The following is a 15,603-nucleotide window of genomic DNA, read 5'->3' as shown; positions in this document are numbered from 1 at the left end:
GTCTGCCGTGGGGATGCCGGCCGTAACGGTGCCGGCCGTACCGACGCCGACCGTGACGATGTCGGCCGTACCGGTGTCAGTCGTGCCAGGCGCCCAGTTCGTCGAGGCGGGACTGGAGGCGCTCGAAGAGGCCGGGCGGAGCCGCGACCGTCAGGTCGGTGGAGAGGGGCTCACCGGGGCGCCCGCCGGTCAGCGCGCCCGCCTCCCGGGCGACCAGATCGCCCGCGGCGTAGTCCCAGGGGTTCAGCCCGCGCTCGTAGTACGCGTCCAGGCGGCCCGTCGCCACGTCGCACAGGTCGATCGCGGCCGAGCCGCCGCGACGGATGTCGCGGACCTGGGAGATCAGCTGCCCGACCACCTCGGCCTGCCGGACCCGGCGGTCGGCGAGGTAGCCGAAACCGGTGCCGACGAGGGCCAGCGCGAGGTCGGGCGCGGGCCGCACGCGCGCGGGACGGTCGCCGGCGTACGCGCCCCCGCCCAGGACGGCCCGGTAGGTCTCCGCGCGCATCGGGGCGTACACGACGCCGACCAGGGTCTCGCCGTCCTTGCGGGCCGCGACGGACACCGCCCAGCTGGGCAGTCCGTACAGGTAGTTGACCGTCCCGTCGAGCGGGTCGATCACCCACTGGACGCCGCTGCTGCCCTCGATGTCGGCGCCCTCCTCGCCGAGCACGCCGTCGTCCGGCCTGGCGTCGGCCAGCAGTCCGGTGATCAGCTTCTCGGAGGCGATGTCCATCTCGGTGACGACGTCGACCGCGCTGGACTTGGTCGCCGCCACCCCCAGGTCGTCGGGGCGGCCGTCCCGCAGGAAGGCGCCCGCCCGGTGGGCCGCGTCGAGCGCGATCTCCAGCAGTTCGGCCTTCAGCTCGTCGTTCGCTGCGGTGGTCACGGGGCTCCTCATGCGTACGGGCTGTCGGCGCCCGCGGCGGCGGGCCTGGGCGCGCGGGCCGGACAGCAGCCCACGGGGCAGAGGTGGTGGCTCGGGCCCAGGTCGCCGAGGGCGCAGGGCCGCGCGTCCCGGCCGCTCTCCGCGGCGGCCCGTTCCAGGACGAGGTCACGGACCGCGGCCGCGAACCTCGGGTCGGCGCCCACGGTGGCGGAGCGGCGCACCGGCAGCCCCAGCTCCCCGGCCTTCGCGGCGGCCTCCGTGTCGAGGTCGTACAGGACCTCCATGTGGTCCGAGACGAACCCGATGGGCACCATGACGACGGCCGGGACGCCGGCTGCGTGCCGCTCCTCCAGGTGGTCGCAGATGTCCGGCTCCAGCCACGGGATGTGCGGGGCCCCGGAACGCGACTGGTAGACGAGCTGCCAGGGGTGGTCGGTGCCGGTCCGCTCACGTACCGCGTCGGCGACGAGCCGGGCGACGTCCAGGTGCTGGCGCACGTACGCCCCGCCGTCGCCGTGCGCCTCGACGGGGCCCGAGGTGTCCGCCGAGGCGGTCGGGATCGAGTGCGTCGTGAAGGCGAGGTGCGCGTCCGCGCGGACGTCCTCGGGCAGGTCGGCGAGGGACGTGAGCACGCCCTCGACCACCGGCTCGACGAAGCCCGGGTGGTTGAAGTAGTGCCGGATCTTGTCGATCCGGGGCAGCTCCAGGCCCTCGCCCTCCAGGGTCGCCAGGGCGTCGGCGAGGTTCTCGCGGTACTGGCGGCAGCCCGAGTACGAGGCGTACGCGCTGGTGGCGAGGGTCAGGACGCGGCGGCGGCCGTCGGTGATCATCTCGCGCAGGGTGTCGGTCAGGTACGGGCCCCAGTTCCGGTTGCCCCAGTACACGGGCAGGTCGAGGCCGTGCTCCGCGAAGTCCTTGCGGAGGGCGTCCAGCAGGGCGCGGTTCTGGTCGTTGATGGGGCTGACCCCGCCGAACAGGAAGTAGTGCTGCCCCACTTCCTTGAGGCGTTCCTTGGGGATGCCCCGGCCGCGCGTCACGTTCTCCAGGAACGGGACCACGTCGTCGGGGCCCTCGGGGCCGCCGAACGAGAGCAGGAGCAGGGCGTCGTAGGGGGTGGCATCGAGCGCGTCTCGCATGCCTCGATCCTGCCACCCGCCTCCGGCGGACGGGCACCGGCCGGGGCCGGACGGCGGGTGGGCGGCGGGTGGGCGGCGGGTGGACGCCGCGACCGGTGACATGGGCGTATGCGTTAGGGTCGCCTTACTCGTAAGTCGTATCAGCCGCTTCACGCCTTACCGGACCTCACCGGAGACCCTCCGTGCCCAGCCCCTACCGCGCCCTGTTCGCCACCCCCGGCTCCAAGGGCTTCACCGCCGCGGGTCTCCTCGGCCGTATGCCGCTGTCGATGATGGGTATCGGCGTGGTCACGATGATCTCCCAGGTCACCGGGCGGTACGGGCTCGCCGGCGCCCTCTCGGCGACGATCGCGCTGTCCGCCGCGGCGCTCGGGCCGCAGATCTCCCGGCTGGTGGACCGGTACGGGCAGCGGCGGGTGCTGCGGCCCGCCACACTGGCCGCGCTGGTCGTGTCCGCCGGCCTCCTCCTGACCGTGCGCCTCGACGGTCCCGACTGGGTGCTGTTCCTCTGCTCGGCGGGCATCGGCTGCGTGCCGAGCGTCGGCGCGATGACCAGGGCGCGCTGGGCGTTCCTCCACCGGGGCCGGCCCGAACTCCACACCGCGTACGCCTTCGAGTCCGTCGTCGACGAGATCTGCTTCATCTTCGGGCCGATCGTCTCCATCGGCCTGTCCACCGTCTGGTTCCCGGAGGCGGGACCGCTGGTCGCGGCCTGCTTCCTGGCGGTCGGCGTCTTCTGGCTGACGTCCCAGCGCGCCACCGAGCCGCCTCCCCATCCGCACGACGAGCACCGGGCGGGGGGTTCGGCGCTGCGCTCGGCCGGGCTGCAGGTCCTGGTGGCCACGTTCGTGGCGACCGGAGCGATCTTCGGCGCGGTCGACGTGGTCACCGTGGCCTTCGCCGACGAGGAGGGCCACAAGGGGGCCGCGAGCCTCGTCCTGGCCGTGTACGCGGCGGGTTCCTGCGTGGCGGGGGCCGTCTTCGGGCTGCTGCGGTTCACGGGGGCGCCCGCCCGCCGGTGGGCGCTGGGCATCTGCGCGATGGCCGTGAGTATGATCCCTCTGCTACTGGTCGGGAACCTGCCGTTTCTGGCTGTGGCGCTGTTCGTTGCGGGCCTGTCCATCGCGCCGACGATGATCACGACCATGGCCCTCGTCGAACTGCACGTACCACGCGCGAGACTGACCGAGGGCATGACGTGGGTGAGCACGGGACTCGCGGTCGGGGTCGCGCTCGGCTCCTCCCTGTCCGGCTGGGTGATCGACTCGGCCGGGGCGCGGGCCGGGTACGGGGTCCCGGTCGCGGCCGGGGCCGTCGCGGTCGCGGTGGGTTGTCTCGGGTATCGCCGGCTCAGCAGGCCGGTTCCGCAGCGGGGAGGGACCCATGAAGAGCACAGTGAGCGGGCAGAGCGGCCCCTGGCGTAACTGGGCCGGGAACGTCACCGCCCGTCCGGCCCGGGAGGTCTCCCCGGCCTCCGTCGAGGAGCTCTCCGCCGCCGTGTGCGAGGCCGCGGAGGACGGGCTCAGGGTCAAGGCCGTCGGTACGGGCCACTCCTTCACCGCCGCCGCGGCGACCGACGGCGTGCTGATCCGCCCCGACCTGCTCACCGGTATCCGCAGGATCGACCGCGACGGCGGCACCGTCACGGTGGAGGCCGGCACTCCGCTCAAGCGCCTCAACCTCGCCCTGGCCCGGGAGGGGCTGTCGCTCACCAACATGGGCGACATCATGGAGCAGACGGTGGCGGGCGCGACCAGCACCGGCACGCACGGCACCGGCCGGGACTCCGCCTCGATCGCCGCGCAGATCAAGGGCCTGGAGCTGGTGACCGCCGACGGCTCGGTCCTCGCGTGCTCCGAGAAGGAGAACCCCGAGGTCTTCGCGGCGGCCCGGGTCGGGATCGGCGCCCTGGGCGTCATCAGCGCCGTCACCCTCTCCGTGGAGCCGGTCTTCCTCCTCACGGCCCGCGAGGAGCCGATGGGCTTCGACGAGGTGACGGGCTCGTTCGACGAACTGTTCGCGGAGAACGAGCACTTCGAGTTCTACTGGTTCCCGCACACCGGCAACTGCAACACCAAGCGCAACAACCGCAGCGCGGGCCCGGAGCGGCCGGTCGGTACCCTCCGCGGCCTGTACGAGGACGAGTTCCTCTCCAACGCCCTCTTCGGGGCGGTCAACCACCTGGGCCGGGCCGTCCCCGCCTCCATCCCCTCGATCGCCCGGATCTCCAGCCGCGCGCTGTCCGCGCGCACCTACACGGACATTCCCCACAAGGTCTTCACCTCCCCCCGCCGGGTGCGCTTCACGGAGATGGAATACGCCATTCCGCGCGCCGCCCTGGTCGGGGCGCTGCGCGAACTGAAGGCCATGGTCGACCGTTCGCCACTGCGCATCAGCTTCCCGGTCGAGGTGCGCACGGCTCCCGCGGACGACATCACCCTGTCGACCGCGTCCGGCCGGGACACCGCGTACATCGCGGTCCACATGTTCCGGGGGACGCCGCACCAGGCGTACTTCAGCGCCGCCGAGCGGATCTTCACCGCGCACGAGGGGCGGCCGCACTGGGGCAAGCTGCACTCCCGCGACGCGGAGTACCTCGCCGGGGCCTATCCGCGGTTCGGCGAGTTCACCGCCCTGCGCGACCGGCTCGACCCCGAACGGCGGTTCGGGAACGACTACCTGCGGCGGGTCCTGGGCGAGTAACCGTTCACCTCGACCGATTGCCCGAGCACAGGACGTGCGGGCGGAACGGTCGTCCCGCGCCCGTCGATCATGTGAAGAAAACGTCTCACCATGATCACGATAACGTCACCCCGGGTGGCCAACTCCCGCCTCCGGACAGAAGTTCGGTGGCGTGCCGATCCACGCAAGTGGCCCGAATGGAGTACTGTTGCGAGCCCTGGGTCCGGACACTCACCAGGCCGTCCGGGGCCTTCCAGAACCGCCGGGAGGGGGCTCGTTGTACAGGGTGATGAGGTTTGTCACTTAGCGTTGCGAACAGGTAACCGTGCCATAACGGCGCTCTCGGGCCACCGTCCGACACGCCGGGCAACTCGGCAAGGTTGTGGCAGGCTGCACCCGGGCAGGCCACACTCGACTAGCGGAAGCAGCGACGCACGTGACGTCGGCAGGCACCACCCGGGAGGTCCCCATGCCCGAACTGCGTGTCGTGGCCGTCTCCAACGACGGCACACGGCTGGTGCTGAAGGCTGCGGACAGCACGGAGTACACGCTTCCGATTGACGAGCGTCTACGCGCCGCCGTACGCGGCGACCGTCCCCGCCTCGGCCAGATCGAGATCGAGGTGGAGAGCCATCTCCGCCCGCGAGACATCCAGGCACGTATACGCGCGGGAGCGTCCGCCGAAGAGGTCGCCTCGCTCGCAGGCATCCCCGTCGACCGGGTGCGCCGGTTCGAGGGCCCCGTGCTCGCCGAGCGCGCCTTCATGGCGGAGCGGGCCCGCAAGACCTCCGTCCGCCGTCCCGGTGAGACGACCGGTCCCCAGCTCGGCGAGGCGGTGCAGGAGCGCCTCCTACTGCGCGGGGCCGACAAGGAGACCGTCCAGTGGGACTCCTGGCGCCGCGACGACGGCACCTGGGAGGTCCTCCTGGTCTACCGGGTGGCGGGTGAACCGCACGCGGCGAGCTGGACCTACGACCCGCCCCGGCGACTCGTCCAGGCCGTCGACGACGAGGCCCGTTCGCTGATCGGCGAGTCCGACGACCTGGCCGCGGCCGAGCCCAGCTTCCCGTTCGTACCGCGTATCGCCCGGCTGCCGCGCGACCGTCCGCTGGACCGCGCCCTGGACCGGCAGATCGAGCGGCCCGGCCTGCCCGCGTCGCCCGAGTCCGACCTGGACGAGGGCGTCGGCGAGCGTGACTCCCTGACCAGCCTCCTGGAGGCGGTGCCCAGCTTCCGCGGCGACATGGTCGTGCCCGAGCGGCCCTCGGCCGCGCCCGCCGCCTCGGCCCCGGCCGCCGAACTCCCCGCCACGGACGAGCCGCTCGACCCGGAGCCCGAGGCGGAGGAGCCGCCGGCTCCCGCGGCCTCGGCCGGTTCCGCCTACGCGGACGTGCTCATGCCGCGCGCGGTGGCCAGCCACCGGGAGCGGCTCGTCGGCGCCACCGACCGGCAGGCCGAGGCGGACGGCGTGCGGCCGGGACGCAGAGCGGCCGTACCGAGCTGGGACGAGATCGTCTTCGGGACACGCCGCAAGAAGCAGGACTAGAGGTGACCGGAGGATGAGAAGGGTTCGCACCGGGACGGTGCGGACCCTTTCCCCTTCCCTCCCCCGGCGCCCGCGGCTACCGCGGGTCGGGGCCGGTCGCGACCGGCCGGGTGCCGTCCCCGGACCACTCCGACCAGGAACCCACGTACAGCGCGGCCGGGATGCCCGCGACCGCCAGCGCGAGCACCTCGTGGGCGCCGGAGACACCCGATCCGCAGTAGACACCGACCTCGGTGCCGCCGTCGGCGCCCAAGGACCTGAAACGGTCCGCGAGTTCGGCGGCCGGGAGGAAGTGACCGGTCGCGGTCACGTTCCCGGTGGTCGGCGCCGAGACCGCGCCCGGGATGTGACCGCCGACCCGGTCGATCGGCTCGACGTCGCCGCGGTAGCGCTCGGCGGCCCGGGCGTCGAGCAGCAGACCGGTGCGGGCCAGCGACGCGGCGCCGTCCGCGTCCAGCAGGGGCAGCGCTCCGGGAACCGGTACGAAGGTGCCGGCGGCCGGAGCCGGCCGGCCGCTCTCGACCGGACCGCTCCAGGTCGCGAAGCCGCCGTCAAGCACACGCACCGACGGATGACCCGTCCAGCGCAACAGCCACCAGGCGCGTGCGGCCGCCCAGCCGAGCCCTCCGTCGTACACGACGACGTCGCGGTCCGCGGACACCCCGGCCGCCCGCACGGCCGCGCCGAAGACCTCCGGGTCGGGCAGCGGATGGCGGCCCGCCGCACCGGCGGGACCCGCGAGTTCGGTGTCCAGGTCCAGGTAGGAGGCGCCCGGGAGGTGCGCCTCCTCGTAGGCGTGGCGCAGGTTCGGGCCGCCCAGCTGCCAGCGGATGTCCAGGACCACCGGGGGGTTCGGCCCCGCCAGGTCGCTCGCGAGTCGGGGCGCGGAGATGATGACGTCCATGGCCACCATCCTGGCGTACGGGGGTGGCCACATCCGCCGGGTCCGGCTACTGTGCTCCGCCGGACCGCCCCGGCCACGCGGTGTGCGGGAACGGGCACGCTCCGTACGGCCGGCGGGCACGTCCGCGCGGGCGCGGGGAAACGGGTGGGCGACGCGCATGCGGGCGTCCTCCCGTCACGGGCCGTCGGGCCGGAGCGCGGCCCGTTCCCGGCGGTGCGACGATCGGCACCGGGTGCCCCGGTCCGCATGTGACGGTATGCCCGGTTCGAGAGCGGAAGCGAAGCGGCCCCACACGGCGCCGAGGAGAGGGTGACGATGACCGAGGCACGCGGGTCGGCCGGCCTGAACGGCACTGCGTACACGCCCGGCACACCCTGTTGGGTGAGTCTGATGGTGCACGGGTTGACCGCGACCCGGGAGTTCTACGGGAAACTGTTCGGCTGGGAGTTCCAGCCCGGCCCGCAGCACCTGGGGGCCTACGTGCGGGCCCGGCTGGACGGGCGGCAGGTGGCCGGGATCGGGCAGCTGCCCGCCGACCGCCGGCTGCCTGTGGCGTGGACGCCCTATCTCGCCTCGGACGACGTGGACCTGACGGCGGAAACGGTCCGGCACTGCGGCGGCACGGTCGGCGTGGGCCCCCTGGTCGCCGACGAGGCCGGCCGTCTGGCGATCGCCTCGGACCCCTCGGGCGCCGTGTTCGGCGTCTGGCAGGCCGCGGCCCACCTCGGCGCGGGCGTCACCGGTGTGCCGGGGACCCTCGCCTGGAACGAGCTGATCACACGGGACACCGCGGGGGTCGCCACGTTCTACCGGCGGGTCTTCGGCTACGAGGAGGAGCCCGCCTCCGACGGCCCCGACTGTCTCACCCTGCGCGTCGGGGGCCGCCCGGTGGCCGGCATCCACGGTGTCGGCGACGCCCTCCCGCGGGACCGCGGCGCCCACTGGATGACGTACTTCGGGGTCATGGACGCGGACGCGGCCGTGGACCAGGTCGTCGACCTCGGCGGCCACGTCCTCGAACCGGCCCACGACGGCCCGCACGGCCGCGTCGCCACGGTGGCGGACCCGGAGGGGGCGGTGTTCTCGGTGGTGCGGACGGACCGCCGGGCCCGGGTGGACGGACCGCAGGGCCCGGGTGGACGGACCGCAGGGCCGGGCCGCGTGTCCGATCGCACCTCTGTCCCAAGCGCGTGATCCGCCACGACAGCCGCCGCCGCACGGCTAAGCTGGACGGGTTCGAGGGTCTACGGCTGGGGACGGGCGCCCGTCGGCGCCGGTGGGAGAGGCGCTGTGGACGGCGGCACGGTGGGCCTGCGGATCGCGTCGGCGGTGGTCGTACCCGTACTCAAAAGACTGCTGCTGCCTCCCGGGAAGGTGCCGGGGGCGGAGTTCGGCGACCGCCCGGTCCCGATCCGCCGGCTGGTGTCCTTCGCCAGGGAGCACCGCACCCTCACCGAGGACGACCTGCACAAGCTGGCGCGCGAGCTGGTCCGCCGCGCCGTGCGGGCCGCCGGACCGCACGACCCGCCGATCGACCCCGACGAGCACGACGCCGTGGGACAGGCGCTGACCCGCACCCTGCACGCTCTCGGCGATCTCGACATGGACGACGTCCAGGCCTTCGCGCTCGGCCCCGGGAAACTCGCCGCGGAACTGTCCAGGAGCGCGGGTCCCAGCACGCGAAGGCTCCTCAGCGAGGACGCGGCCCGCTTCCACGACCGGCTCCTGGAGACGGCCTGCGTGCATCTGGTGCGTTTCTTCAGCCAGCGGCCCGGGTTCGCCGCCCGCGCCCAGATCGAGCAGAGCCGCGAACTGCGGGAGCAGAGCGAGAAACTCGACAGGATCCTGCGGCAACTGCCGGACACCAGCAGCCAGGACGCGCGGTTCGAGGAGGCGTACGCACGCTACATCGTCGAGTTCCACGGCAGGCTCACCATCTACGGCGTCGACCTGCGCGAGCCGGACGGTCACGACTGGCCCCTGGAGACGGCCTATCTGAGTCTGGAGGCCATGCCCTACCGCGACGGAGCCGATCCGGTCCCGGTGGTGGCCGGCGAGCCGGTGGCCGACCGGGACGCGGAGGCCGAGCGGGCCGCCTGCCCGGCCGAGGCGGTCCTCGCCGGCCATGAGCGCGTACTCCTGCGCGGGGTCGCGGGGACCGGCAAGACGACCCTCGTCCAGTGGCTGGCCCTCGCCACGGCACAGCAGGAGCGGGTGCCCAGCTCGCTGTCGCAGCTCTTCGGACGCGTCCCCTTCGTCCTGCCCCTGCGCACCCTGGCGCGCAAGGACGCCGAACTGCCCGTGCCCGACGACTTCCTGCGCTGGACGGGGTGCCCCCTGGTGGGCACGGAGCCGAAAGGGTGGGCCACGCGCGTGCTGCAGCACGGGCGCGGTGTGCTGCTGATCGACGGAGCCGACGAGATCCCGAAGGACGACCGGGTGCGCACGCGGGCCTGGCTGAGGAAACTGCTGACCGCCTTCCCCGGAAACCTGTGGCTGCTCACCTCCCGCCCCTCGGCCCTCGACCGGGGCTGGCTGGCGCGCGACGGGTTCCAGGAGTTCTCGCTGGCCGCGATGCGGCCCGCCGACATCAGGCAGTTCGTCCGGCGCTGGCACACGGCGGCGGGGGCCTCGGAGGATCTCGGCGAGTCGCTCAGCCTGTCGCTGCGCAGCAGCCCGGAGTTGAGCCGCCTGGCGACCAACCCCCTGATGTGCGGTCTGATCTGCGCCCTGCACCGTGAGCGTCGCGGCTTCCTGCCGCAGGGCCGTGCCGCCCTGTACGAGGCGGCGCTCTCCATGCTGCTGGAACGCCGCGACGTGGAGCGCGAGGTGTACGGCCGCGGCCGTCCGGCACTGGACCAGAGGTCGGCGACGGAACCGCTCCAGCGGCTCGCGTACTGGCTGATCCGCAACGAACGGACGCAACTGGACCGGTCGGACGCGGTGGACGTGGTGCGGCGTCTGCAGCCGTCCGTGCCCCGCCTCGCGGAGGTCGGGACGGCGGAGGACACCCTGCAGCACCTCCTGGAGCGCTCCGGGCTGCTGTGCGAACCCGCCGCCGGCGCCGTGAACTTCATCCACCGCACCTTCCAGGACTTCCTGGGCGCCAAGGCCGTGCTGGAGGAACGCGACATAGGCATGCTGGTGAACAACGCGCACCTGGACCAGTGGGAGGACGTGGTCCAGATGGCCGTCGCGCAGGCACGCCACCAGGAGCGCGCCGACCTGCTGACACGACTGCGCGAACGGGGCGACCGGGAACGGGACACGGCGGTGCAGGCGCGGCTGCGGCTCCTCGCCCTCGCCTCCCTCGAACAGGCCACCCGCCTCGAACCCGCGGTACGGGAGGCCATCGAGGACCGGGCGGCACGGATGCTCCCGCCGCGCAGTCTGCGGGAGGCCAGGTCGCTCGCGCAGACCGGTCCGCTGCTCCTCGGTCTGCTGCCCCGGGCGGGGGACCTGGCGGGTGACGAGGAACTGGCCACCGTGCACGCCGTCTGCCAGATCGGCGGGGACGCGGCCGTCCCGAGGCTCCGGGAGTTCCTGGGCACGCGTCAGCCCGCGGTACGCGCCCAGCTCCTGGGCCACTGGGACCGGTTCGACACCACGGTGTACGCCGAGGAGATCGTACGGCCGCTCCTGGAGATCGCTCCCGAGGAGACCGTCACCGTGCGCTCGCACGCCGAGCTGGCGGCCCTGCGCACCATGTCCTCGTACCAACGCGTGGGACTCCACGGCGACTTCGACCCCGAGGAGATCCGTGCTTCGCTCGACCCCCGGCGGCTGCGCGAGCTGCGCCTGCGCAATACGCTGCGGTTGCGGGACCTCGGCCTGCTCCGCGCCTACGCCGAGCTCGAGACGCTCGCCCTGCAGGGCTGCCGGAACGTCAAGGACCCCACGCCGCTGACCCGGCTGCCGCGCCTGCGGAGGCTGGAACTCCGGGACCTCCCCCAGTTCGAGCCGCTGCTGGAGCTGGACGGCTGCCCGCGGCTGGAAGCCCTTCTCGTGGGACCGGAGGTCCCCTGGCGCGGCCTCTCCGACCTCCCTCGCGCCACCGCGCTGCGCCTGCTGTCGCTTCCGTCGTCGGCGTCGCAGCTCTCGGACGTCGTGGAGTGCCGGGTGCTGGAGGAGCTGCGCCTGCACGACGCGAGCGAGCGCCTGGCCCCGGAGGGGTGGGGTTCCCTGCTCGGCGGGCTGCCGGCCCTGCGCAGGCTCACGCTCTCCGCGCAGCAGCTGAGCGTCCTGCTGTTCGCCCCCCGCACCGAGCTGCCTCAGGTCACCTGCCTCGACGTGCGGGCGAGGGCCGGCTCCGCCGTTCCGCTGCGACGGATCGCCCGGCGTCTTCCGGGGCTGGAGGAGATCAGCCTCTCCCAGGTCGCGGAGCTCGACCTGTCGCCCCTCGCCGGACTGCCCCGGCTGCGCCGGGTGCGGCTCGCCCACCCCGGCGAGATCCGTGGGGCCGATTCGCTGCCCGAGGACGTCGAGTTGTCCATCCACCCGCGTCCCTGACACACCCGTGCGTCCCATGGTCCGAACACCCGTGTGGAGCGGTGGCACAGTGGGTCACCACCTGGTAACACAGCAGTGGATTCACCTGGCGGGACGTGTGCGGGAACGGTACATTCTACGCCTCCAGGCGCGATGGGTTCAGACGCCGGCGCCTTGTGTCTCGGGGGACGGTACCGCCGGTCACCGAGGTTTTTGCTGCCGGGCGGCGCAGGGCGACGGAAGCGGGACACAGTGAGATGCACGTTTCGGAAGGGGTACCGCTCTACGGCCGGGACCCGCTGCTGCGTTCGCTCGTCCCCCGGCTGACGGGGCTGTCCTACGACGAACGGTCCCGTACGGTCCGGGAGCACCAGGGCGACCTGCCCGTGGTCCTGGTGACGGGCCGTCATGGCATGGGGCGCAGCGCCCTCCTGGCAGAGCTGGCCGCCCGTTACGCGGGGCGTCTGCCCCTCGCCCACGTCCGGGCCGTGACAGCCGAGTCCGGAGCCCTTCCGCCCACCTCCGCCGAGGACACGGTGCCCGTCGCCTCGACCCTCGTCGAGTTCCTGACGGAACTGGTGCGCGGGCTCGGACCGGCACTGCGCCGGCGCTTCCCCGTCCTGGTCCCCGGGCTGTTCGCCGTCTCCGGCTGGCACCACGGCGACGCGGAGCAGCGTGACGCGGCATGCCTCCGGTACGCCCGGCTGCTGCTCGCCTGCCGTCTCGCCGACGAGGACGAGAACACCTTGCGGCACGCCTGGGCCACCGCGGTCGAGGAGCGTGCGGAAGCCGTCGGCACCGCTGCGGGCCCGGAGCGGGACCGGCCCACGCTCAGTGCCGCCGTGACGGCGGAGTACACCGCCCGGTACCGGCCGGTCGCGGCCCAGGAGTGGTACCGGCGCCGCTTTCCGCAGGGTGTACGGGGGCGGGATCCGCTGGTGCTGCTCGCGGAGTGGTTCCTGCAGGGCGGCGACTACCGGCGCGCGGCCGAGCGGAGCCTGGTGGCGGCCTTCCTCCACGATGTCGCCGCCGCCTACGGCAGGCTGCAGCGGTGGAACCGCGAGCCCTGGCCGCTCGTCCTGCTGGACGACGTGCACCTGGCCGCGGGCGGGGACTTCCTCGACCTGCTCCTCGACCACCGCGCGATGCCCGGCCGCCCCGACCGCGAGGAACTCGTCGTGGTGGCCACCCGGCTCGGCGACCTGCCGGAGAGCGCACCGGACGCGGTCCGCCGCGACCTCCCGGAACTGACGAGATCCTCCGGCTGGGAGCGCAGGGGTCTGGCTCCGTCCGCCGGTCTGCTCAGCGTCCCCCTCACCCCACTGGGCCGGGACGACATCCTGCCGCTGCTCGTGCGGGAGCGGTCCGGGCCGCCGCTCCACCCCCATCTCGCCTCCGCGGTGCACTCCCTGACCGGCGGGCATCCCTCGGTGACCACCGTGCTGTGCGCGGCGGCCCTGGACGCCGCCGGGCGGGGTCACGCCGTCGACCCGCGCGACCTCCTCGAACTCACCACGAAGGACGGCCGTCCGGTCAGTGAGGCGGTCCTGGAGCAGTTGCTCCCGGACCGGCGCCAGCGCGACCGGCTGATCGTGCTCTCGCTCGCCCGCGACAGCACAGCGGCCGAGGCGCTGGCCGACCACCTGCGCCTCCAGGGACCCGATCAGCTGCCCGCCAACTCCGCCGCCGACTACCTGGAGGAACAGCGGTGGCAGGAACACACGGATCCGGGCCGGCCGCTGGTCACCGACCCCTTGTTACGGACGCTGCTCGTGCACGAGGCGCGGCGCACCACCCAGGGGGACTCCGACGGCCGCGGCTGGCAGGAGATCCACCGTTTCCTGCAGGTGCACCACTCCCAGCGGGGCGAGAGCGGGGAGGCGGACGCGCTGCGGCACATGCTCGCGGCCGGGAACGCCGAGACGGTGGTGGCCACGCTGACGGAGGAGTTCCAGTCGGAGCAGGACGAGCAGGCCGCCTCGCACTGGCTGTTGTGCCTGCGGTACTCCGCCACGGCACCGACCCCGCCCAGCGGGGAGTGGACCGACGAACGGATACAGATCGCACTCGGCGCGCACGACCGCCGGTACGCGAACCTCCACGAGATCGAGCGCTGCGTCAACCGGCTGCTGCACGCCCAGTGGCACGTGTCCGAACCGCACGCCCAGCCGGACCCCGACATGTGCAGGGCGGTCGGCGAGGAACTGGCGTTCCTCTCACCGCGGCACCCGACCTGGCACGCCGTCCTGAGCCAGGCCGCCCGCAGCTGGCCCGTCGCGGCGCGGCAGAAGCGCCCCTTTCCCATCCCTGGTCGGTGAGAGGACATGATGGTCCGTCTGTTGCGTCCACGTCGTCGGCCGCTCCGTCGCCGGCCCCGCGAGTGGGGTCCGGTCGAGTGGACGGCCGCCCTCGGGTTCGGCGTGCTGCTCGTCGTTGCGGTCACCGTCGTCGTCGGCGCCGCGCGGGGCCCCGGCAAGTGCGGTGACGACCTGCGGGAGGTCAACGGGGACTGCGTGGGCGTCACCGAGTACTCCTTCGAGGCGGACCCCGGCATCGCGAGTCTCGTCGAGGCGGTGGCGGAGGAGAACGCCCGGGTGAAGCGGGGCTGGGAGGACCCGCCGAGCGGTCCCGAGATCCCGTACGTGCGGATCGCGCTGATGATGCCGTTCACCTCGGACGAGCACAGCGCGATGACGACGGACATGATCCGCCGCGGACTCGCCGGTGCGCTGGTCGCCCAGCGGCAGGCCAACCGCTTCGGCGGACCGCGCTTCCAGCTGCTGCTCGCCCCCGACGGCCGGAACCTCGACGCCTGGGAACCCGTCGTCACGCGGCTGGCGGAGCTGGCCGAGGACACCGAGGCCCCGCTGGTCGGCGTGTCCGGCATCCCGAGCAGCACGCCGGAGACACGGGAGGCCATCGCCGCGCTCAGCGCGCGCAAGATTCCCACCGTGGGTCCCGTCATCACCGCGTCCACCATGAACTCCCCGTACTTCTTCAAGACCTCGCCCAACAACGACGAGTTCACCCGCGCCCTCAAGCTCTACCTGGACGACCGGCCGGCGCGGCAGAAGGGGTTCCTGGTCTGGGACAACCGCAAGCAGGACGTCTACTCGCAGAACCTGCGCAGCGTCTTCATGAAGCACTTCGACGGAAGGTACGACCTGGCCGCGCACAGCTCGAACTTCGTCGGCTCGTCCGGAACCGGCCAGGGCGTCCCCCAGCGGTACAGCGACGCCGCCCAGAAGATCTGCCAGGAGAAGTCCGACATCGTCTTCTTCGCCGGCCGCGACCAGGACCTGCCCGCCTTCATCGAGCAGCTGGCCGCGAAGGGCTCCTGCGAGCGCACCGCGAAGCTGCGCATCCTGAAGATCGGCATCGGTCTGGAGCCCACCCTCACCACCGAGGCGCTCACCCGGAGGCTGGAGGAGGCGAAAGCCATGATCGTCAACGCGTCCTCCGTCGACCCCGCCTGGTGGAACGGGAAGCGGAAGCCCGGAAAGGGACTCGGCCCCTTCCTCGACCTCTTCGAGGAGGTCAAGAAGCACGGCCTGGGCGGCAAACCGCTCGACGACGGTTACGCCGTCATGTACCACGACGCCTTCGCGCTGCTCACCAACGCCGTGGACCGCACCGTCACGGAACTGGAGCAGGGCGACGGGAGCACCTCGAACGCCCTGCCCGTCCCCACCAAGGACGACGTGTACAACACGCTCATCCTCCCGAGCATCGCCGGTGACTCGTGCAGCATCAACAACTGCCTGGTCGGCGCCGCGGGGTCCTACGGCTTCGAGGGTCCGGGCAGGAACGACCAGTGGGCCGTGTGCAAACCGGTGCCCGTCGTCGAGTACCCCGTCGACGACAAGAAGTCCCGTCCCCTGTACCGGACCTACCGTGGCAGCTCCACGAGTGCCTGCCCCGCCTGACGGCACGGGCCGCGGCGACGGCCGGTCCCGAC

Annotated in this window: 10 protein-coding genes; 7 read left to right on the top strand and 3 right to left on the bottom strand. The window is 73.0% G+C overall.

Annotation, left to right across the window (positions count from 1 at the left end):
- Positions 1 to 76: 76 nt before the first annotated feature.
- Positions 77 to 901: an inositol monophosphatase family protein gene (locus KM933_RS06630; protein WP_221349122.1), complete on the bottom strand. Its 825-nt coding sequence runs from the start codon at positions 899 to 901 to the stop codon at positions 77 to 79.
- The gene (locus tag KM933_RS06625) at positions 898 to 2,025 is read right to left on the bottom strand and encodes a ferrochelatase (RefSeq protein WP_221349120.1); all 1,128 of its coding nucleotides are present in this window, start codon (positions 2,023 to 2,025) and stop codon (positions 898 to 900) included. Before KM933_RS06625 ends, KM933_RS06630 begins: the two co-directional genes overlap by 4 nt.
- Positions 2,026 to 2,207: 182 nt before the next feature.
- Between KM933_RS06625 and KM933_RS06620 the strand changes: the two genes are divergently transcribed.
- From KM933_RS06620 to sepH, 3 genes are all read left to right on the top strand, one after another.
- A complete protein-coding gene (locus tag KM933_RS06620; protein WP_221349118.1) occupies positions 2,208 to 3,449 on the top strand; it encodes an MFS transporter in 1,242 nt (413 codons plus the stop codon).
- The gene (locus tag KM933_RS06615) at positions 3,409 to 4,728 is read left to right on the top strand and encodes a D-arabinono-1,4-lactone oxidase (protein WP_221349117.1); all 1,320 of its coding nucleotides are present in this window, start codon (positions 3,409 to 3,411) and stop codon (positions 4,726 to 4,728) included. Before KM933_RS06620 ends, KM933_RS06615 begins: the two co-directional genes overlap by 41 nt.
- A 448-nt stretch (positions 4,729 to 5,176) precedes the next feature.
- Positions 5,177 to 6,253 (top strand): septation protein SepH, encoded by a 1,077-nt coding sequence (sepH, locus tag KM933_RS06610; protein WP_221349115.1) that lies wholly within the window; start codon positions 5,177 to 5,179, stop codon positions 6,251 to 6,253.
- A 76-nt stretch (positions 6,254 to 6,329) separates the two neighbouring features.
- Here sepH and KM933_RS06605 read toward each other — a convergent pair whose 3' ends face one another.
- Positions 6,330 to 7,157: a sulfurtransferase gene (locus tag KM933_RS06605; RefSeq protein ID WP_221349113.1), complete on the bottom strand. Its 828-nt coding sequence runs from the start codon at positions 7,155 to 7,157 to the stop codon at positions 6,330 to 6,332.
- Between the two features lie 315 nt (positions 7,158 to 7,472).
- Here KM933_RS06605 and KM933_RS06600 point away from each other — a divergent pair, with 315 nt between their 5' ends.
- From KM933_RS06600 to KM933_RS06585, 4 genes are all read left to right on the top strand, one after another.
- On the top strand, positions 7,473 to 8,351 hold the full coding sequence (locus KM933_RS06600) for a VOC family protein (RefSeq protein ID WP_221349111.1): 879 nt from the start codon (positions 7,473 to 7,475) through the stop codon (positions 8,349 to 8,351).
- Between the two features lie 96 nt (positions 8,352 to 8,447).
- On the top strand, positions 8,448 to 11,666 hold the full coding sequence (locus tag KM933_RS06595; protein ID WP_221349109.1) for an NACHT domain-containing protein: 3,219 nt from the start codon (positions 8,448 to 8,450) through the stop codon (positions 11,664 to 11,666).
- Positions 11,667 to 11,902: 236 nt separating this feature from the next.
- Positions 11,903 to 13,963 (top strand): ATP-binding protein, encoded by a 2,061-nt coding sequence (locus tag KM933_RS06590; protein ID WP_221349108.1) that lies wholly within the window; start codon positions 11,903 to 11,905, stop codon positions 13,961 to 13,963.
- A 21-nt stretch (positions 13,964 to 13,984) separates the two neighbouring features.
- Positions 13,985 to 15,571, top strand: a complete 1,587-nt coding sequence (locus tag KM933_RS06585; protein WP_260333157.1) for an ABC transporter substrate-binding protein — start codon at positions 13,985 to 13,987, stop codon at positions 15,569 to 15,571.
- The last annotated feature ends 32 nt before the right edge of the window (positions 15,572 to 15,603 follow it).

Origin of the sequence: Streptomyces beigongshangae, assembly GCF_019710745.1 — a bacterium.
Classification (GTDB): domain Bacteria; phylum Actinomycetota; class Actinomycetes; order Streptomycetales; family Streptomycetaceae; genus Streptomyces; species Streptomyces beigongshangae.
Note: the sequence above shows the minus strand (reverse complement) of the source record. Positions and strands in the feature narration are given on the sequence as shown.